Below are 19484 nucleotides of genomic sequence, written 5' to 3' on the forward strand. Positions count from 1 at the left end.
AAGGTGCGTCGACACTCCCCTGGCCAGTGACGCCTGACGATCTGTGTCACCCGCTTCGGGCCAGAGCGATTGATGCGGCTGCGCATGACGCTGGGCTCAACTCTCAACCTCAGCGCACATCGGGCTCTAGGTCGAAAATGGTAGGTCGAGATCAACTCGCGCGACGGCGTAAGCGTCAAGCGAGATGAATTGGTCATCCAGCGGTCTTGCGGTACTTTCCATGAAGTTGGGATCGGTTGCCGCCCGTTCGAACTGCTCGGCGCCAAGAAGAGCTATACGGGCACTGCTCGGCGCATCCGGAAGTTTCACAGATTGCGCCTTGGAGGTGAGGTTGGCGACCCACAGTGTCACGCGCCAATCTTTTTCAGCTGCGATCGTCGCAATGGCGTCAGCGCCGGAAGTTCCTACGGAAAGCAGGGTGGCTCCGCCGAGCCTTGAGAGACCCGCCATGACATGGAAAGCGGGATAGACCGTTCGGCCGTCCTGCTGGTCATACCATGGCTGGACGAAATCAGCCTTCCTGTGGATATGGCCAAAGGGGCCGGTGAAGTCCCCTACCGCGACGGCCTCGACCCCTTCGCGAGCGCAGGCCGCGAAATAGCCGAGCGTCCATGCCGCATTGAACAGCCCGCGCTGCCGCGGATCGATGCGGCTCAGACATATGCGGGCGTTCGCTTTGTTCGGCGCGGTGCCCTTTCCGTAGGGGTTCTCGCGGCAGCCGAGCTGACTGGGACCTATGCGCAGCGGCACGCGGTCGCCCGTGAAAGCATGTGCCGAGCGTATCTGATGAGGGATAGCCTGAAGCGTTTCCATCACCGAAATATCATCCGCCGCGTGCACGCTTGGACAGGTGGTGAAGGTCACGTAGTCGAGCGCTTCGGCTGGCGGACGCTTGCGATTGAGTTCGGTGAAGTAAGCGGCCATGCCTCCGCCCAGCCCGATCCCCGGGAAAGCCCGGCGAGCGGCGGAGTAGCATTCGTGGAAGCTGGGCATGACCGGCCGCGGTGCTCCCGGCTGAACGGATTTCATGTCCTGCGCCGGAAAGACGGAGACAGCTTCCAGTTTGAGGCCGATTGTATGGACCGCATCAGCGACGGGCGCCAATTCGCCGAATGGGTCGAGCGTGCCCTTGGTGATGATCTCGAGGACCACGCCTGCGCCGGTCAGCCGTGCAAGCGCGGCGTAGCTTTCGAGTTCATCTTGGCCGTGTCCGAATCGGAGATCGACTTGGCAGACCATCCACTGCGGAGCCATTCGTCGTAGAAGCTCGGGGGATTCAAGCGCGTGCCTTGCCTCGTCGCCAGCGACGCCGACGCCAACGCGAGGCACTTGGCCGACGGGTCTGCCGATCGTCAGGTTGATGAGTGGATTGCGGTTTTCAGACGCCCCGGCACGAAGCGTTCCTGACACGTGAAGCCGGACGACCTGGGTGAATTTCTGGCCCTTGGGCAGTCGGTAAGGCCACGGGCGACGCAGAGGGCGGACATAGGTTTTATAGGAAGCGTCAGACCAATTGCGTTGATCCTCCATCTCGAAGGCATCACCGTCCATGGTGCATGTGGCCCAGATCCCAGGCGCGATCTCATGCGACAACGCCCGGATATCGGTGAACGGACATTTAGGGTCGATGTGGTCCGGAAAGAGCGATAGCTCATCATGACCATCCTCATGCAGCACCTTTACCGGCTTGCCCGCCAAGGCTTCGATCGGATGAAGGACGATGAAGCCGGTCCGATTCGTCAAAAGGTCAGTCTCGGGCTCTGCCTCGGCCGCAAAAGCCAGCGCACCATCACTACTGCCCGAGATCCGTACCTGATAAACCAGGCGACCGGATGTTGCGGAACATGTTGCACGGTATGCGACGCTGAACACATCCAGCCTTTCATCGATGTGGAGATCATCGAGAACGGCTGTAGCGGTTCCCCAATTTTCGTCCCGCACAAGGAACGAGATTCCGCGCAGAATCTCAATTCCGTCAAGGCGGATGTAGCGTAACGCCCCATTGTCGAAGTCGACCGACAACGGTCCCGCGCGAAGTGTGCGCAAGGGTGGCTCGACCTGTTCGGTTCCACACAAGCGGATGGCTCGAGATGCTGCCAAGGTCAAATTGCTTGCTCCGTCGCAGCGTCAAAAATCGACGCCCGGTTCATGTTGATGTCGATCGGCAGTCTCTCGCCGGGACGGCTGACGTCGTGCGCCTGAAGCTCCGCCACCACTGGCGCGCCGGCAAGGCGGAAGGTCGCATAGCTGCGCGAGCCAGTCGGCTGCAGCAGGTCGATGGTTGCATCATAGCGCAGCGTGCCCGGCTCGGGGGTAGCAGCGTGTGCGCGTGTCAGATGTTCCGGGCGCAGCCCGAGCAGCACCGACTGCCCATCTATAGCGCCATTTAGAGTCCGCCCGGGGGCGATCGGCAGCAGACCATCGGCCAGCCGGATGGCGGCGGCGCTCCCGTCCAAAGCCAGCGTGCCCGGCAGGAAGCTCATGCGTGGGGAACCGAGAAAGCCCGCGACGAAGATCGAGGCGGGGCGCTCGAACAGTTCGAGTGGCGCGCCCTGCTGCTCGATCAACCCGTCGCGCATCAGCACGATGCGGTCAGCCAGTGTCATCGCCTCGATCTGGTCATGGGTGACGTAGATCATCGTCGTGGCGATGTCCTGGTGAAGGCGCTTGATCTCGCCGCGCATTTCGTCGCGAAGCTGGGCATCCAGATTGGACAGCGGCTCGTCGAACAGAAAGATGCGGGGGTTGCGGACTATGGCGCGGCCGATGGCGACGCGCTGACGCTGCCCACCGGATAACTGGCGTGGAAATCGCCCGAGCAAGGGGATGATGCCGAGCATACGCGCTGCCTCGGCAACGCGCGCCTCTACCTCGGGCTTCGGCATCTTGCGCGCCTTGAGACCGAAGCCGATGTTCTTCGCCACGCTCATATGTGGATAGAGCGCATAGTCTTGAAACACCATCGCCACGTCACGATCGCGCGGCCGCAAGTCATTGACCACCTCGCCGCCAATCTCGATCGTGCCTTGCGAACTCTCCTCCAGTCCTGCAATCGTCCTCAAAAGGGTACTCTTGCCGCATCCGGAGGGGCCGACCAGAACGGTGAACTCACCGTCGCGAATGTGGAGGTCAATGCCGCGCACCGCATGGAAGGCGCCGTAGCGCTTGTGCAAGCCGGTGATCCTGACTTCAGCCATGCCTGCCTCTTTCTATCCGCGAACGGCGCCGAGCGTCAGCCCGCGCACGAGATGTCGTTGAGCAAGGACTCCCAGAGCGATGGATGGCACGAGGGAAACAATGGCCAGGGCCGCCGCTTCACCATATTGCGCGCCCTGGAAGCCGATGAAGGAGCGGAATACGGTTGGCAGCGTGAACGCAGTTCGACTGGTCAAAATGAGCGCGAAGAAGAACTCCGTCCAGCAAGCGATGAAAGCGAAGACGGCCGCCGCGACGATGCCCGGGGCGGCAAGCGGCACGGCAACACGCCAGAACGCCTCCCAACGCGTGCAGCCATCGACCAGGGCCGCCTCCTCCATCGACTTCGGCATGCCGCGGAAATACGCGAACATCATCCACACCGACACCGGCAGCGTGAAGACCGTATAGGCGATGATCAGACCAATATGGGTGTCGTACAGCCCGACGCCACGATAGATAAGGAATACCGGCAGGACGATGCCGATCGGTGGCAGGAAGCGCTGTGACAGCACCCAGAAAGACAGGTGCTGGCCGCCCGTGTTGTAGCGCGCCAGACTATAAGCCATCAGCGTGCCCAACAACGCTGAAAGCACGGTGGCCGACAGCGAAATGATCAGACTGTTGATGAGCCCGTCGAGGCCGCGATAAGCGAACAGCGCAGCTTTGTAGTGTACAAGGGTCGGCTCGGCAGGGAACCAGACGGGCGGCACGGTGAGGTAGTCGTCGCTCGGCTTGATCGAGGTGTTGAACATCCAGTAGAGGGGCCACAGCACGAACACGAGGAAGAAGCCGAGCAGCAGCATGCGACCGATCGGCACCGACCGGCGTTTCCTGCGGCGGGCGGGCGCGACGGCGGCCATCAGACCGGCTCCACCTTCAAGAGCCGCCGCACCAGCAGCGTCACTACCAGCGCGGTGAAAATCAGGAATAGCCAGCTTCCGGCCGTCGCCTGCGACAGATGAAACTGGGTGAAGCCGACCGTGTAGAGATAGTAGGAAGCCGTGTAGGTTTGCGTACCCGGGCCGCCGCCGGTCATGATAAAAATGGTATCGAACATTCGGATGGCGTCAAGCAGGCGGAAGGTCAACGCCAGCAGCATCATAGACCCGAGATGCGGCAGCGTGATCGCCCAGAAGGCCTGCCAGGCATTGACGCCGTCGAGTTCCGCCGCCTCGTAGAGGTTCGGAGGGATTGCGGTAAGCCCGGCGAGCAGGACGACAAACATGAACGGAGTCCACTGCCAGACATCAGCGATGATCAGCGAGACATAAAGCCATGGGCGCTCGGTCATCCAGCCGATCGTCACCTCCTGCCCCAACAGTTGCGTCAGGATGTAGTTGGTTGGCCCGAAAGGCCGCTGAAGCAGCAGCGTCCACGCTTGGCCGACTATCACCGGGCTGATGAAAAGCGGCACGATCAGGATCGACATGACGACACCGCGCCCCGGAAAGCTGCGCACCATGGTGAGCGCCACCAGAAGGCCCAGCACGAATTCGATGGCGACGCTGATGCTCGACAGGCAGGCCGTCAGCAAGAGCGACCACCGTGCCACGGGATCGAACACCACCCGCTCGAAGTTTTTCAAGCCGACAAAGGCGTGGCCCGGCACCTGGAAGTCGTAGTTGATGAAGGACACGACCAGTGAGAACAGCAGCGGATAGATCGACAGCGCCAGTATCAACAGCACCGCGGGCGCGACCAGAATCCATTTGAAGTGGCGGTCCGCCCACTGTGCGAGGGTCGAAAGCCGAGGCGGGGCGCCGGTGGTCGTCATGCGACTGATCGTGGTGGTGTGCGGCATCGATTTATTCCAAAGATCGCCACGCGGTTGAGCCAGGGTGTTGCGAGCAAAGCGCCCGCAACACCGGTCTGGTGCTAGAAACCCGGCTCCCCTCCAGGCGAGTCTCAGAGGGTGACTGCCATGCCAAGCTTCTCCACTGTGTTGTCAGCGGTGGCGCCGGGCAGTTTCAGGAACTCGGTGTAGAATGCCTTTTGCGACTCCATCCCGAGCCGATCGGTCGTCTCGTTCCACTCGGCGGCCGCCGTTTCCAGCGATGCTTTCGGATCCGCACCAGCCCACACTGCGGTGCACATGCGGTCGATGCTCAAGAAATAGTCCTGCGCACCTGGCATGATCGGGTCGAGCAGGCCGACATTCGCCGAGTTGTTGAGGTTGGCCAGGTACTCCTTGGCGCTCGGGAACAGTGCTCCATAGAGCTCCGACTTGAAATGCGAAATGCGGTATGGGTCGCGCAGCGCATAGGGCAACATGCAGCGCGCCAGTGAGACGGGAGGCGAGCAGGCCCACTGCATGAACAGATACGCCGCCTCCGGATTGGGCGAATCCGCCGACAGCGCCTTGTTGTAGCCGGTGGCATGTTCCGGATTGCCCGGCACGACGGCATAGCCAACCTTGCCAGCGATCTGCGACTGGGGAATGAAGTTGATCGCCGTGGCGGATTGCGAATAGTTCGCCGCCATCCGGCCGCTTGGAGGCCAGGAATAGATCATCGCAACCTTCCCCGTCAGGAATGCCGCCCAAAGGGAGACGGCGTCGAGCTCGTTGTTACCGGGGATCGAGGCCTTGTTGGCCGCGAGCATGTTCGTCAGCGTCTTGACGCCCGCATCCGACACCAAGCCGGCCTTCATGTCGTCGCCGAACAGTTTCCCGCCGTTGGCACGGTACTGCTGCAGAAAGTCGAACTGATTGCCCGGGCTGCCCGCCTTGCGGAAGTGGCCTGCACCATAAACCTTCGGTGCCATCTGGTCGGTGATGAATTGGGCGATCTGAGCATATTCCTCCCAGGTCTTCGGTGGTCCGAGCTTCGCGTTGAACTTGGTCTGGTAGGCCTCCATCATCTTCGGATCCTCGAAGATGTCCTTGCGGTAGTAGAGAGCGAACATGTCGCCGTCGTCGAAGAAGCCCCAGATCTTTCCCTTGTAGGTCGGCAGCGCCTTGTAGAGAGGATGATAGTCCTCGAGGTCTGCAGGGTTCATATATTTGGCGATATAGTCGTCGAGAGGTGCGATGACGCCGCCATCGGCGAGCGACGGTGTCCAGGCTGGCGAGATGTCGAGCACGTCATAGGCGCCTGAGCCGGCAATGTGCTCGGCAACCGCCTTGGAGTATTGATCGGGATTCGACAGTTCGACCACATTCGACTTCATGCCCGTAAGCTGCTCCCACATCGGCCCACTGAAATTGCGTGGATCGAGCGCCTGCAGGCCTGCCTCGTAGGTCATGTTGATCGTGACGCCCGCATGCGCCTTGGCCGCCTCGACCGCGCGGAAGGCGGAGCCCTCCGCCGGTCCTTCCTTAGATGCTTTCAGCGCAGCGGCCTGCGCCTGTCCCAGCGGCGACGTGGCGTCGGCCAGTTCGAGCTTCTGCTGCGCCAGCGCCCAATCGGTCATCATACCCAAAATGGGTGCAGACGCTGCCAACATACCGGTCATCTGGCCGAAGCGGGTTATGAAATTCCGGCGGGTCGTTTCGCCACGCATGAAGGCGTCGACCTCTGCTTCGAGACCGGCCTGAAAGTCACGTTTTTCACGATCGTTCATAGTGCTTGGTCCTCCCGTTTCTCATTTGCTCACTCGTCCGCAGGCGCGGCGGTCGAGCATTCCTCCCGTAAGGCCCCCGCAATGGCCGCGGCGGCGCGCCAAATTCTCGCACTCCTAGCTTCCGAAGCGGCCCGCGAAAACGGCCAGCCTATCCTTCCACCGCTCGCTCGAAAGCACCTCGCGATTGACCACACCGCGCGGCTCGCGACCATGTTGAACCTCGATTACCGCTTTGACGTCTGCAGCGCCGTTGCCGGCAAAGCACTGGTCGGTCCAGCACAATGCGTGCGGCGCAAGGATGACGTTGTCGAGTTTGAGGATTGCATCGTCAGCATCCGGCGGCTCCTGCTCCAGCACGTCGAGACCGGCGCCGGCGATACGACGCTCCCGCAGGGCTTGTGCCAATGCCTTCTGGTCGACGATCGGGCCGCGCGCTGTATTGATCAGGTATGCAGTAGGCTTCATCAGGGCGAGCCGCTCGGCATTGACGAGATGGCGCGTGTCAGGCGTCAGCGGGCAACTTACCGACAGCACGTCGGCGCGACGAAACAGATCTTCCAGTCCGACCAGCTCCACGCCTAGTTCGGCAGCGACCTTCTTGTCTGCAAATGGGTCATGGGCGATGAACCTCATATCGAAGGGCTTTGCCAGGCGAAAAACTTCGGCGCCTATGTTGCCGATGCCGAGCGACCCCAGCGTACGCCCCACGAGCCCGACACCCATATGTTGGGAGCGCTCCTGGAAGCCATGAGGTCCCTTACGGGTGAGGGCGTCCTTCGTGAACAGCTTGCCGGTGAGTGCCAACATAAAGGTGATGACGGATACGGCGACCGGCCGTCTTACCCCATCGGGCGTGATGACCAGAGCGATGCCGGCGGCAGTGCAGGCCTCGACGTCGACAGTATCGTAGCCGACGCCGAAGCGGGCAACGACGGCCAGCCGACCGCTCTTGGGGACACTCGTGGAAACGAAGCGATGAGTGAGAAGGATCAGTGCATCGAAGTCCTCAAGCTGGTCGGCGCGAAGCGGGTTATTCGATTCCAGGAATGTCATCTCGAGGCCTGGCGCCTTGCGCAGAGGCTCCAGGTCGAAGTCGGGATAGGTCAGCGAGCCGTCCGGCATGCGGAAATCACCGGAAAGCGCCACCTTGAACTTTAGGTCGCCCATTCTCTCCTCCGTTCTTACTGGCACCCGGCCCGGATTTTGGAGACCGCGTCGGCGATCGCGTCGTGCAGTATCCAGACGTCGCCCGAATAACAAATGAAGTCGAAGCCTTGTGCGTAGAACTCGTGGCCCTGCTGGACGTTGGGCACCAGGCGCCCGAGCGACTTGTTGTGCCTTTTGGCGGCGGAAACGATTTTGGCCATCGCGGCGATGAAGGTCGGGTGCGCGAAGTCGCCGGGAATGCCGAGCGAGACCGACAGATCAAAGTGACCGACCCACAGACAATCGACGCCGTCCAATCCCGCAATGCCGTCGATGTTCTTGACGCCGTCGGCGGTCTCGATCAGGCAGATGAACACCGAGCGCTGGTTGGCCGCCTCGAACTTATCTGCAACCGAGCCCGGACGGTAACGGTCATGCGCGATCTGCAGCGCCACGCCGCGAGCGCCAGCCGGATGGTATTTCATGGAACTGATGATGTGCTGCGCCTGCTCGACGGTACTCACCATCGGCGCGATTAATCCTTCGGCCCCCATATCCATGGCGCGGGCGAGGAAATGGTAGTCCTGCGATGGCACACGCACCATAACCGGCAGGTCGGCCGCCTCGAAATAGCGGATCGCGCTCTTGACCGTTTCCAGGCTGAAGCCCGAATGCTCCATATCGAAAAAGGCGAAGTCACAGCCAGCGGACTTCAGGATGTGGCCTATCCCCGGCGTCGCGAACTCGGCGACAAGGGTCCCGAGCTTGACGCGTCTGTGAGACGCTAGCGCCTTGAGACTTGGCTCCGACATGAACTTCCCTCCCGTTCGCCCACAAGGGGCGCATTGCGCCTATGCGTTCTTCAAGACGAAGCTTCGACAACAAGGTCGCAGATCGTCACCAGCTTGGTGTCGACGAGCGGCGCGCTCTGCGAATTGAATTCCTCGAAATGGGCTGTCCGGCAGTGGAGCTTGAATGCCGCCTCGCTGTCGTAAATCTCGTAGAGCAGGACCCGGTCGGGCTCGCCGCGCGCCTGCGTCACATCAAAGCGGCGGCAGCCGGCTTCGCGGCGTACCGACGCGGTCGCGTTGGCGTCCACGAGCTCTCGGAATCTGCCCCGGGCACCCGGCTTGAGGCGGAAATCGACCCAGACCACGAAGCCGCTCATCCCTTGCCACCCGCAATTTCAAGATAGCGTCTGGAGACATATTCCAGATGCCTGCGCATAGCCGCTTCGGAGGCGTCTGGATCGCGCGCGGCGACGGCATCAAAGATTTCGCGATGAGCCTCGTAGGCCTTTCGGTCTTCACCTTTGGCCAAAGTTGTGCGCCGCTGTTCCAGCAGCCATTCGGCCAACGCCGCGTGAATGGCTGTGAAGATACGATTGCGGGTGATCACCGCCAGCACGTAGTGGAAGTCCACATCGGTGCGCTCGAAGCGCGTCAGGTCCCCGATCGACTGCCGGTTGATTTCGAGCGCCTCCTTGAGGCCCTCAATATCCTCTGACGTGGCATTGATGGCGGCGTTGCGGGCAAGCCCGACTTCGAAAAACAAACGCGCGCTCTGGAAGTCATGAACCCCGCCAGGGGCCGAAATCATGTGGCGCGCCGGCCCCGAGAGGGCGTCGATCACGAATTGGGGGGTTGGCCGAGTGACGCGGGCGCGCTCGCCGGATTTCACCTCGACAAGCCCCATCTTGCTCAGATGCAGCAGGGCCTCGCGGATTGAAGGGCGCCCGACCCCGAACTGCCGCATGAGTTCCCGCTCGGATGGGAGCCGGTCGGCTTCGGCCAGCTCTCCCTTGCGGATCATCCGCTCGAGGTGCGCTGCAACCTCCTCCGAAAGCTTCCGCGGTTTGATCAGAACTCCGATCATGTGGCATACCTGTTATACCAGTCGGATACGCTAGGCTCCCAGAGCGCCTCTGTCAACGATCAATTGGGCTGGATAGAGACCGAACAGAGATGCCCAGGCTCGCGCGGCCCGCCTCTTGGATGGCGAGGACGACGATCGATGGGCTGCTCGTAAAAGATCAGCGGCGCAACCTTCACGCCCTCGACCTCGACCACAGGAGTGGCACAGACATGTGCCCTCGCCCCGCTGCGCTGCCCGACCCAGGCAAGCCAGGGCTGCCAAAGGGCGAGCGGATTTCCGCTGCAGCCGATCGCGCCAGCGGCCACACCGCCGGTGATGAAACCAAGCGAATGCAGCGCTTCAAGGCATGAAAGTGAGGATAGGCCTTGCAAGGCCGAGAATGCCGTCGACCTGAACCCGTCCACCGTGAGTCATATGAACCTGGGTATCTGGAGTGAAGGAAGCCATCGCCCGGAGGAACCACACCGCCGACGAAGGCTGTGATGATCCTACCCTCGGAATCGATTGTGCGAAGTTAGGAATTCCCAAAGCGGACCGGTTCCGCGGGCGCACAGACCTCGCGGAGATAGCCGCGCACAACCGCAAGGTAGAAGGCCTGCGACCGGGGCGGACAGATATGGCGATGTCACCGACTCTGGGCTCGTGCTGAATTGCTTCGATTCGCCGAAGGCCAAGCGGATAGCTCGGTGTCATGTTCAGCCGACACCCACTCCATACGATGTCGTCGAACCACTGCTGCGCGGCGTGACGCAATGGGTTCCGGAACCAAAACTGCGACCCGATTGCAGGATTGCGACTCGTCGCCAAGCGCATTTGTCCGCGAAAACGTCGCCCGCTTCATCAACATGACACCGGAGACATTCTCGGGCATCTATGGGGCCGCATCCAGGGAAACGCACTGGCTGTCCTATGAGCTACGCCGCGCTCGTCTCGGGCAGAAGTTTGCGACCGACGAGGTTGCAGCGGGCAAAATCGACATCTCATCAACGTCGACTCAACACACTCGAGAACCATCCGGACCTCGCCCGGGTCATCATTGGCTCACTGATGAATGCCATCTACAATCGCAATGAAGCAGGCCAGTTCGGATCTTGTCGATGAGCTGATTTCCATGAAATTCGTTCAGGAGATGAAATCCACCCAACAGCGCGTTGGCAAGCCTCCGACCCCGCTTGAAGATGGGCCCCCCTCCCCTTCCCGAGATCAGCTGTTCAACGGTGTCCGCGGCAGCCTACGGCGACAGCGACCTCAAGGGCCAAGAGTGACACCATAGAGCCGAGAATGATGGTCTTGGCATCGTTGTTCCCGAGCCGACAAATTCGGTTTCTACCTCAGGCCGGATTTCATCACCAAGCGTCTGCTATCAACGCTCGGGTGGCACCCTCGTCGGTTGCGAACGCTCCCTTGGCGAGCAGATAAAGGAAGTTTCGGGCGCTCGCCCGCACCGCTCAAAACGATGGTGCGCGAACTGCGGTCTCCAGCGATCGGCTTTCAGTCGGGTAACGGTTGACCTCCGCATGCAAACGCACCTGCAGGAGGCACGCTGACCTACCCTATGTCAGCGAATATCGTTTGAGGCCGCTAGAGACGAATTGGGGTCGGTCCGAGCTTTGGACGTTTGCGTCTCGTCATGATGGAGGAGGTCGGCCATTGCTTTTGATGCCTTCGACCAAGCCTCAGCCGGCAAAGCGAGCCCGCCTACCGCCTTGAGCGGGTGGAAGCGCCCTCCCCTCCCCTAAGCCGCTCCGCTGATGGGGCGGTTTTTACTGCCATAAAGACTGCTCTTTGTGTCAGAAAAACCAGGCGTTTAGCCAGATGAGCGGGAGAGTTCCAGTCGAACGACAACCCGCCATTATCCGACGACAGCAGGAATCGGCCGCAAGGAAGCCCGCTAGTGCTGTTCACCTTCTGTTAACCTAAAACTTCTTGCCGGGCTTTCCGAATCGGAGCTTAATGGCGCTTGTTGAATAATTTCATCGCAAAAAGCGCCAATTCAGGTTTTCGACGAGAATGAATATCGCCATGCGGCTACCGAGCTTCGAGTTCGATGAGAAAATCCTCGAGCAGGGTGCTGAGATATCACGGCGCCTTAACCAGCTTCGGATGGAGAAATTTCCCCCCGATGCGGCGAAGACGCTGCGTTCGTTTTCGATGGCAGAAGTCGCTCACTATCTTGGTGTCTCGCAGAACAATCTGAAGCGCCTTCATCTGGAGGGCAAGGGCCCCCTGCCCGAGCAGATCCCATCGGGACGCCGGTCCTACACTGCCCAGCAGATGCTTGAGCTGCGCCATTTCCTGGACCAGCATGGCAGGACCGAAGTCAAGAAGTATGTCCCGCACCGCAAGTCCGGCGACAAGCTCCAGGTCGTTGCTGTCGTCAACTTCAAGGGGGGCAGTGGCAAGACAACGACTGCCGCCCACCTCGCCCAGCATCTGGCCTTGACCGGCCACCGTGTTCTTGCAATCGATCTCGATCCTCAAGCCTCACTGTCGGCCCTGCATGGCTTCCAGCCGGAACTTGATAACAACCTCTCGCTCTATGAGGCGATTCGTTACGATGACGAACGCCGCTCGATTGCGGACGTAATCCTTCCGACGAATTTTCCAGGTCTCGATATCATCCCCGCCAATCTCGAATTGCAGGAATACGAATACGACACGCCCCTCGCCATGCAGGATAAGACGTCAAATGCCGGGCGCCAGTTCTTCACGCGCATGGCGAAGGCGTTAACGGAGGTCGACGATCGCTATGACGTTGTCGTGGTTGATTGCCCGCCCCAGCTTGGCTACCTGACGTTGACGGCCATGTCGGCGGCGACGTCGGTTCTCATTACAGTTCATCCGCAGATGCTCGACCTGATGTCTATGAGCCAGTTCCTGCTCATGCTCGGCGGCATATTGAAAACCATCAAGGCCGCCGGTGCGGCAATCGAGCTCGATTGGTTTCGATATCTGATCACACGCTACGAGCCGACGGATATCCCGCAGGCGCAGATGGTAGGCTTCATGCAGTCCATGCTTGCCGGCCAGATCCTGGAGAACCCGATGTTGAAGTCGACGGCGATTTCGGACGCGGGTCTCACCAAGCAGACGCTCTACGAGGTGGAGAAGTCGGCCTTTACCCGTTCCACCTACGACCGTGCACTGGAATCCCTCGATGCGGTCAATGCTGAAATCGCGACGCTGATCCATCGTGCGTGGGGACGGTCATGACGGCGAAGTTTACGGCAGTAAAAACTGGAAATTTTGTCTTTGAAATCAAATCGCTAACCGCGATTGGAGGCGGTTAAATGGCACGCAGGGACATTTTCGGCAGTGTGTTGGGCCCTGCGACGGCAGTGGCTGATGCGAAGGACGTATCCGGGTATGCCGTTCGCGGGGCGTCGCGCTCCATCATGCAATCCTTCGAGGAGCTCTCCAAGAGCTCGGTCGTGGATCTCGATCCGGCATTTGTGGACACCTCCTTCGTTTCGGATCGCCTGGACGAAGACGATGAGGCATATCAGGAGTTGCTTGCGGCCATTCGGGAAAGAGGACAAGATTCTCCGATCCTGGTCAGGCCTCATCCTGAGCTCTCCGGTCGCTTTCAGACCGTCTTCGGGCATCGGCGCGTCAAGGTTGCCCGCCAGCTGGGACGGCCAGTACGCGCGGTCGTCAAGAAGATGGGCGATGAGGATCATGTTATTGCCCAGGGCCAAGAGAACGCCGCAAGGGCCAATTTGTCCTTCATCGAAAGGACCCTGTTTGCCGACCGCATTCTCAAGCGCGGCCACACGCCCGACACGGTGAAGTCGGCTTTGGCGCTCGATGACACGACCTTCTCGAAGATGCGTTCTGTTACCAGCAACATTCCAGAGCCAGTCATTGTGGCCATTGGCGCCGCCAAGACTGTTGGTCGGGACAGATGGTGGCAGCTCGCCAAGCTCATGGAGCATCCGGATAGCGCGGGCAGGGCGGCCGACTATGTGGCAAGTCCAGAGTTCGCCACGTCAGGCAGTGACGCACGATTTGCGCGTCTGTTCGACTTCATGAGCGCGCCGGCAAAACGCGCGCCAGCAGCATCGAAGACACAGGAAAAGGCTTGGGCACCGCACGACAGATCCGTGCGAGCCAAGATCACCGACACAGGAAAAGTGTTTACGCTTGCCCTGAAGGCCAAGGAAGCCTCGCCGTTCGGAGCGTTCATAACCGATCGGTTGGACGAGCTTTTCGAGGCTTTTCGGCAATCGGAAACAGCCAAGAAAACAGGAGACTGAAACCGCAAAAGAAAAAGGCCCCCGAACGTCGCCGTCGCGGAAGCCCTTCTCGTCTGTAGCAAGCTGAGAATCGCACTTCCCCGAATCACTGTCAAGAGTCGTGGCGCCATTTCGGCGAGCAGATTTCTTTTGCCTGATTGAAAGGTGAGGGAAATGGAGAGTGGGTTTGCGACGACGCCCTTCGGGCGGCGGCCGATGACGCTTGCGTTGGTGAAAGCCAACACGGCGTCAAGGCAGATACCTCAGGGGTCTGTCGTCGAGAAATGGCAGGTTTATCGGTGGCTGTGCGAGGGCAAGTCGATTGTCGGCGTCGGCGATCGCGCCCTGGCGGTGCTCAGCGGGCTTTTGACGTTTTATCCAGACGACCAGATCAGCGAGGAAAACGGGTTGATGGTCTTTCCGTCCAACGCTCAGCTATCGCTGCGGGCGCACGGCATGGCCGATTCCACGCTGCGCAGGAACCTGGCGGAACTGGTAAGTTGCGGCCTCATCATCCGCAGGGACAGCGCCAACGGCAAAAGATTTGCCCGCAAAGGGCCGGGCGGGGCTGTGGTGGAGGCCTTCGGCTTCTCCCTGGCCCCGTTGATCACCAGAGCAGCGGAGTTTCAGCAGGCGGCCGACCAGGTTCGAGCCGACGGTCGGGCGCTCAGACTGATGCGGGAGCGCATCACGCTGCACCGCCGCGACATTCATAAGCTGATCGAGGCGGCTGTCGAGGAGGATGTGCCCGGGGACTGGGGAACGCTGTGGAAGCGGTTCCGGGCCATTGTGGACGCAATTCCACGCCGGGCAGGCCTGTCGGAGCTGGAAGGGGTCGTCGCCGAGCTGGTAGAGCTGCACGAAGCGGTCAACAAGATGCTGGAAAGCTTCACAAATGCCAAGAATCCTAGCGGCAATGAGTCCCATAATGAACGGCAGCAATCTGATTCAAACACAGACTCCGCTTTTGTATTTGAACCGGCTTTCGAAAAAAGCAGGGCGGAGGCCGAGCCAACATCCCACCCCCCCGAGAAGCCGAAAGGCTACCCGATTGGACTGGTGCTGCGGGCCTGTCCCGATATTGCCGACTATGCCGTCAACGGGATCGGAAGCTGGCGCGACTTGATGATGACCGCCGCCCAGGTGCGAGGATACCTTGGCGTGTCGCCTTCAGCCTATGAGGAGGCTTGCCATGTGATGGGCCAGGAAGTTGCCGCGATCGTGATCGCCTGCATTCTGCAAAGAGCGCAGCATATCAACTCGGCTGGCGGTTATCTGCGCGTGCTGACCGAAAAGGCAAAAGCGGGTGAGTTTTCTGTTGGACCTATGCTCATGGCGGCGCTGAAAGCCAATGGCGCGTCAGCACGGATGACCGGATGAGCGGCAAGATATCGCGGGGCAGCGGCGTAAGGATGTGACCGGTGCTGTTGAGGTGGCCTGGCACATTCCCACCTGTCGGCGGGGTTTGCGGCGCGGCCACTGAACGGGTTCGTTCTTGAAAACAGTCTACAAGTGCCATATCTTCTGCACACGAAATATGACTCCCGATATGGTAGGATGAACACCATGGGCCAGGCACTCAAGATAGCCGAGCAGAATGGACCTCTCATCTTGTCCTACATGGACCGGAATGGGAAGATTGCGATTGGGCAGGTCGCGGACGGTTTTGGCATGTCCAAAGGCCAGTTGGCCCAGACTGCAGGTCTTGCACGCGAGACGCTTTATCGGTCAGAGCGTAGCGCCACGGTAAAGACCCAGGGGCGTCTGCGAGAAATGCTCGAGATCATCAGCCGGGTGACGGAATGGGCGGGTGGCAAGGAGCAGGCGATGGCCTGGTATCGGGCTCAGCCGCTTCCGGCATTTGGGGGACGCACCGCTGAGGCGCTGGTGAAGGACGGCAAGGCAGCAGCGGTCCGTGATTATCTCGATCACATGGCCGTTGGCGGGTTTGCGTGAGGTTCGTCGGAACCTGCTACCGCGCACATGATCCACGTTGGGCATTCAAGCCGACTTCCGGCGAAGGAGCGGCGATCCGAGGGGCTCGATTCAATCCCAAAGGCGTGCCGGCGCTCTATCTGGCGCTGACCATCATGACAGCGATCAAGGAAGCCAACCAGGGCTTCGCACAGCGGATCGATCCCTGCGTGCTTTGCTCCTATGAGATCGATTGTGACGACATCGCGGATCTGACAACGGAAGAGCGGAGAGGAGAGTTTTCTGTGACGCTCGAAGAGATGGCCTGTGCCTGGGCGACGGCTCTCAGCAACGGAGAACGTCCAGCGTCCTGGTCCATCTATGAGCGGTTGCAACCCCGAAATGTTGCCGGCATCGTGGTTCCGAGCTTCGCGCCGGGGGCCGAGATGGAGGATCGCAATCTGGTCCTTTGGAACTGGGGCCCCGATCTCCCGCACAAGGTGGCTGTATTCGACCCCAGTGGTCGGCTGCCGAGGGATCAGCTGTCTTGGCGATAGACCGATCCGCCAGGGGAGGGGGCCTACAGTCCACTGGCCCTGGTGAGATTGACGCGAAACTGGTCCCTGCGCCGCTGGTACCGGCGGGTCATTTCGGCCGACGTATGGCCAAGCTGCTTTTGAACGTAACGCTCGTCGACCTCAGCCGATGAGGCAAGACCGGCGCGCAAGGAATGACCGGAAAATTTCTCTGCACGATCGCCTTCGGACAGGTCGCCACGAACCCCGGCTGCGAGGGCGCTGCGTTTGACCAGCCGCGCCACTTCCTGGTCGTTGAGCCGCTCGGCTGCAACTGCTTTGCCGTTTCCGGTGACGCGTCGAAACAACGGCCCATGGCCGACCCTCGCCAGTTTCAGCCAGGTTTGCACCGCCACAACCGGGCATGTGGCATCGGACGAGCCACGGCCGATCTCGACCTCGCGCCAGCCGGTCTTTCCGCGCAATGCGACGAGAACGCCTTTGTCCAAAACCTCGATCCAGCCGCGGCCGTCCTGGGTTTGGTCCCTGGCAACGTCCAGGCCAACGATTTCAGAACGCCGCAGGCCGCCGGCGAAACCCAACAGGAGCATGGCGCGGTCGCGCAGGCCGCGCAACGTTCCACGGTCAAGGGTCTCGAGCATGGCAATCAGGTCTTCAGTCAGAATGGCTTCCTTTTGCCGGGGAGGGGAGGCGTGAGTGTTGCGAATGCCGGCCAGCACAGTGGCGATATGCCGGTCCTTCCTGTCCAATGGCTGGCCACGCTGAGAAAAATTCCAGGTGATCGAGGAGAGACGTCGCTCGATGGTCGAGACGGCGTTCGGCTTCTTGTCGCCCGTCACCTTACCGGACGCGCAGGCCGTGATGTAAAGGCCAACGACCTGCGGGTCGGGCGGCAACACATCGAGATGCTGGCGGCGCGCCCAGGCGCAAAAATGCTTCCAATCGGCGGCGTAGGCGCGCCGGGTGTTCGCCGAGCTTGCTGCCTCGACGTAATCGCGCGCGCGCTCGGCGAGCCCTTCCAGGTGCGCCGGCAGGGGAGGGGCGTTTTGCGGCTCGCAGGGTGCCTGCGCCATTTCCATGACGATATCGACAATATCAGGCAAGTCGTCAGCTGGAGGCGAGGGAGGGGAGGTGCTGGCGATCGCGGTCGTGCTGTGGGACGGCGCTTTGCTCTCCTCAGGACGATTTTCGCGGCTCAGGTCGACGATAGGGGCCATTCTGCTAGCATGGCTTGTAACGAACGATAATGCAACATTATCGTTCGTTGTACCTCAGCGACAGGCTGTGCGTTTCGGCGTGAAATTTGTGGCAAGAAGCGCACAGCCGATTTACCCTCACAAGCATGATTCGCCTCGATCCCGCGACCGCCAGCCCGGCCCCCAACGCGTCGCCGACCGTCCCGGCCTGGGCGCTTGCCGCCGGCGGCGCGCCGAGCGACGTCGGCGCCGCCTTCCAGGCCGGCGCCGCCCTGAGCGCGCTCGACAGCCTCGCCCGGGGGCAGCCTGCCTGGGCCGGGGCCGGGGCCGGGGCCTGGCGGCATAGGCTGGCGCTTCGCTGTGCCGCCGCCAGCATGCGGCTCGTCGGCCGCTCAGAGGACGAGGCCGCCTTGCGCGATGCCTGGTACCTGCGCCCGGCCGGCGCCGATCCCGGTCCCGCCGGCGCAATCCTTGGCGCGTGGCGGCAGTTGGCTGGGCAGCCGCCCGCCGCCAGCGCTGATCGGCTCGAAAAGATCGTCGACCAGTTGGGTCTCCATTGGCATGGCGAGGCGTTGGCCGGGCTTTGTGAACACATTGACGACCTGGCGCGCTCGGGGCGGCCAGCGCCGTTCGCCGCGGCGGCGATCGCCGCGCACGTCGTCGCCATGCGCCCCGACTGCGAGCTTTTGGCCTGGTGGCTGGCCGACCTGGTGCTGGCGCAAAGCCTGCGCTGGCCGCGGCCGCTACCGCTGCTCATGGCCCTGGCTTTTGCTCCGGCCTTCCGCGCCGAGGCGGGAGGGACCAGACTCCGGCCGGGCGGCGAAGCGTTCGAGCGGGCACTTTGCCTGGCGCTGGTTCAGGCGGCGGCGGACGCCTGCCGGCTGGCCGCCGAGCTGTCGCGTCGCGCGGAGCGGCTCATCGCCGTCGCACCGAAGCTCAGGGCCAAAGGGGCGGGCGATGTGATCCAAAGACTGCTCGACGACGACGCCGTCTCCGGATCGCTGACGACCAAAAGCCTGTCGCGCTTTGCGGCGCGACGCCTGTTCGAGCGGCTGCAACAGCTCGATGCCGTGCGCGAGCTTTCCGGCCGCACTACTTTTCGGCTGTTTGGGCTGTAGCGATGAGCGAAGCGTCCGCCCGCCGCAAGCCGAACGAACAGCCTGTGCTGCTCGACACCGAACTCGCCCACCTGCCGCCGGAGCTGCGCTGGCGCGAATGGATGGGCCGCGTCGAAGCGGTCATTTTTGCGGCCAGCGAACCGGTGACACGTGATGTCCTCGCGCGGGTGGTGGGAAAAAACTGCAATCTCGAGCTGATGATCGACGACATTCGCGCCGAGCTCGCCGGCCGCCCCTACGAGCTGGTCGCGGTCGCCGGCGGCTGGCAGCACCGGACCAGACAGATCTTTGGCGACGCCATCCGCGCCGCATTCGGCACGGCAGCGGGCGAGCGGGCAAAAAAACTGTCGCAGGCGGAGGCGCTGGTTTTGATGTGCATCGCCTATTTCCAGCCGATCACGCGTGGCGAGCTGTCTTCCTTCTTCGGCAAGGAGGTGTCGCGCGACCTGATCGGTGTGCTGCGGGGGCAGGATCTCATCGCCTCGGGGCCGCGCAGTCCGCAGCCGGGCGCGCCCTATACCTATGTGACGACCAAAAATTTTCTGTCGCAATTCGGGCTCGACACGCTGCGCCAGCTGCCGGATTTCGAGGCGCTTGAGGACGCCGGGTTGCTGTCGAAGGAGAAGCTCCTCGCCGGAAACATCATCCCAGGATTTGCAGATATCGAAGAAGATGGCGCCAACGGCTTCCTCGACGAATAGATGA

Annotated in this window: 17 protein-coding genes and 1 pseudogene; 8 read left to right on the forward strand and 10 right to left on the reverse strand. The window is 61.5% G+C overall.

The window, feature by feature from the left end; translation table 11 throughout:
* Positions 1–126: 126 nt before the first annotated feature.
* From LB559_RS06265 to nanR, 9 genes are all read right to left on the reverse strand, one after another.
* A complete protein-coding gene (locus LB559_RS06265; protein WP_224673560.1) occupies positions 127–2022 on the reverse strand; it encodes a hypothetical protein in 1896 nt (631 codons plus the stop codon).
* An 80-nt stretch (positions 2023–2102) separates the two neighbouring features.
* Positions 2103–3197, reverse strand: a complete 1095-nt coding sequence (locus LB559_RS06270; protein ID WP_013525320.1) for an ABC transporter ATP-binding protein — start codon at positions 3195–3197, stop codon at positions 2103–2105.
* Positions 3198–3209: 12 nt separating this feature from the next.
* The gene (locus tag LB559_RS06275) at positions 3210–4058 is read right to left on the reverse strand and encodes a carbohydrate ABC transporter permease (protein ID WP_013525321.1); all 849 of its coding nucleotides are present in this window, start codon (positions 4056–4058) and stop codon (positions 3210–3212) included.
* On the reverse strand, positions 4058–4999 hold the full coding sequence (locus tag LB559_RS06280; protein WP_063170586.1) for a carbohydrate ABC transporter permease: 942 nt from the start codon (positions 4997–4999) through the stop codon (positions 4058–4060). Before LB559_RS06280 ends, LB559_RS06275 begins: the two co-directional genes overlap by 1 nt.
* Before the next feature lie 104 nt (positions 5000–5103).
* Positions 5104–6759: an extracellular solute-binding protein gene (locus tag LB559_RS06285; protein WP_024504468.1), complete on the reverse strand. Its 1656-nt coding sequence runs from the start codon at positions 6757–6759 to the stop codon at positions 5104–5106.
* A gap of 114 nt (positions 6760–6873) precedes the next feature.
* Complete coding sequence (locus tag LB559_RS06290) at positions 6874–7881, reverse strand: NAD(P)-dependent oxidoreductase (protein WP_224673562.1); 1008 nt, start codon at positions 7879–7881, stop codon at positions 6874–6876.
* 59 nt (positions 7882–7940) lie between these two features.
* Positions 7941–8717 (reverse strand): HpcH/HpaI aldolase family protein, encoded by a 777-nt coding sequence (locus LB559_RS06295; protein WP_013525325.1) that lies wholly within the window; start codon positions 8715–8717, stop codon positions 7941–7943.
* A gap of 50 nt (positions 8718–8767) precedes the next feature.
* On the reverse strand, positions 8768–9073 hold the full coding sequence (locus tag LB559_RS06300) for a putative quinol monooxygenase (protein ID WP_013525326.1): 306 nt from the start codon (positions 9071–9073) through the stop codon (positions 8768–8770).
* The gene (gene nanR, locus LB559_RS06305) at positions 9070–9780 is read right to left on the reverse strand and encodes a transcriptional regulator NanR (RefSeq protein ID WP_027163180.1); all 711 of its coding nucleotides are present in this window, start codon (positions 9778–9780) and stop codon (positions 9070–9072) included. Before nanR ends, LB559_RS06300 begins: the two co-directional genes overlap by 4 nt.
* Positions 9781–10539: 759 nt before the next feature.
* Between nanR and LB559_RS06310 the strand changes: the two are divergent.
* The 6 genes and pseudogenes from LB559_RS06310 to LB559_RS06335 form a co-directional block, all read left to right on the forward strand.
* Positions 10540–10851: pseudogene (locus LB559_RS06310) on the forward strand (type IV secretory system conjugative DNA transfer family protein); the annotation flags it as partial.
* A 939-nt stretch (positions 10852–11790) separates the two neighbouring features.
* Entirely contained in the window at positions 11791–12993 is a 1203-nt protein-coding gene (repA, locus tag LB559_RS06315) for a plasmid partitioning protein RepA (RefSeq protein ID WP_013525328.1), read from the forward strand.
* Positions 12994–13070: 77 nt separating this feature from the next.
* Positions 13071–14036 (forward strand): plasmid partitioning protein RepB, encoded by a 966-nt coding sequence (gene repB, locus LB559_RS06320; protein ID WP_013525329.1) that lies wholly within the window; start codon positions 13071–13073, stop codon positions 14034–14036.
* A gap of 153 nt (positions 14037–14189) precedes the next feature.
* The gene (repC, locus tag LB559_RS06325; RefSeq protein WP_013525330.1) at positions 14190–15395 is read left to right on the forward strand and encodes a plasmid replication protein RepC; all 1206 of its coding nucleotides are present in this window, start codon (positions 14190–14192) and stop codon (positions 15393–15395) included.
* Positions 15396–15581: 186 nt separating this feature from the next.
* Complete coding sequence (locus LB559_RS06330) at positions 15582–15971, forward strand: MbcA/ParS/Xre antitoxin family protein (RefSeq protein ID WP_013525331.1); 390 nt, start codon at positions 15582–15584, stop codon at positions 15969–15971.
* Complete coding sequence (locus LB559_RS06335) at positions 15968–16486, forward strand: RES family NAD+ phosphorylase (RefSeq protein WP_013525332.1); 519 nt, start codon at positions 15968–15970, stop codon at positions 16484–16486. The genes LB559_RS06330 and LB559_RS06335 overlap by 4 nt, the downstream gene beginning before the upstream one ends.
* 23 nt (positions 16487–16509) lie before the next feature.
* Here LB559_RS06335 and LB559_RS06340 read toward each other — a convergent pair whose 3' ends face one another.
* The gene (locus LB559_RS06340) at positions 16510–17682 is read right to left on the reverse strand and encodes a site-specific integrase (RefSeq protein ID WP_224673565.1); all 1173 of its coding nucleotides are present in this window, start codon (positions 17680–17682) and stop codon (positions 16510–16512) included.
* A 125-nt stretch (positions 17683–17807) separates the two neighbouring features.
* Here LB559_RS06340 and LB559_RS06345 point away from each other — a divergent pair, with 125 nt between their 5' ends.
* Complete coding sequence (locus tag LB559_RS06345) at positions 17808–18779, forward strand: DUF1403 family protein (RefSeq protein WP_224673567.1); 972 nt, start codon at positions 17808–17810, stop codon at positions 18777–18779.
* Between the two features lie 2 nt (positions 18780–18781).
* Complete coding sequence (gene scpB, locus LB559_RS06350) at positions 18782–19480, forward strand: SMC-Scp complex subunit ScpB (RefSeq protein WP_224673569.1); 699 nt, start codon at positions 18782–18784, stop codon at positions 19478–19480.
* Positions 19481–19484 lie beyond the last annotated feature (4 nt).

Source organism: Mesorhizobium sp. BR1-1-3, assembly GCF_020165455.1.
GTDB lineage: Bacteria > Pseudomonadota > Alphaproteobacteria > Rhizobiales > Rhizobiaceae > Mesorhizobium > Mesorhizobium ciceri.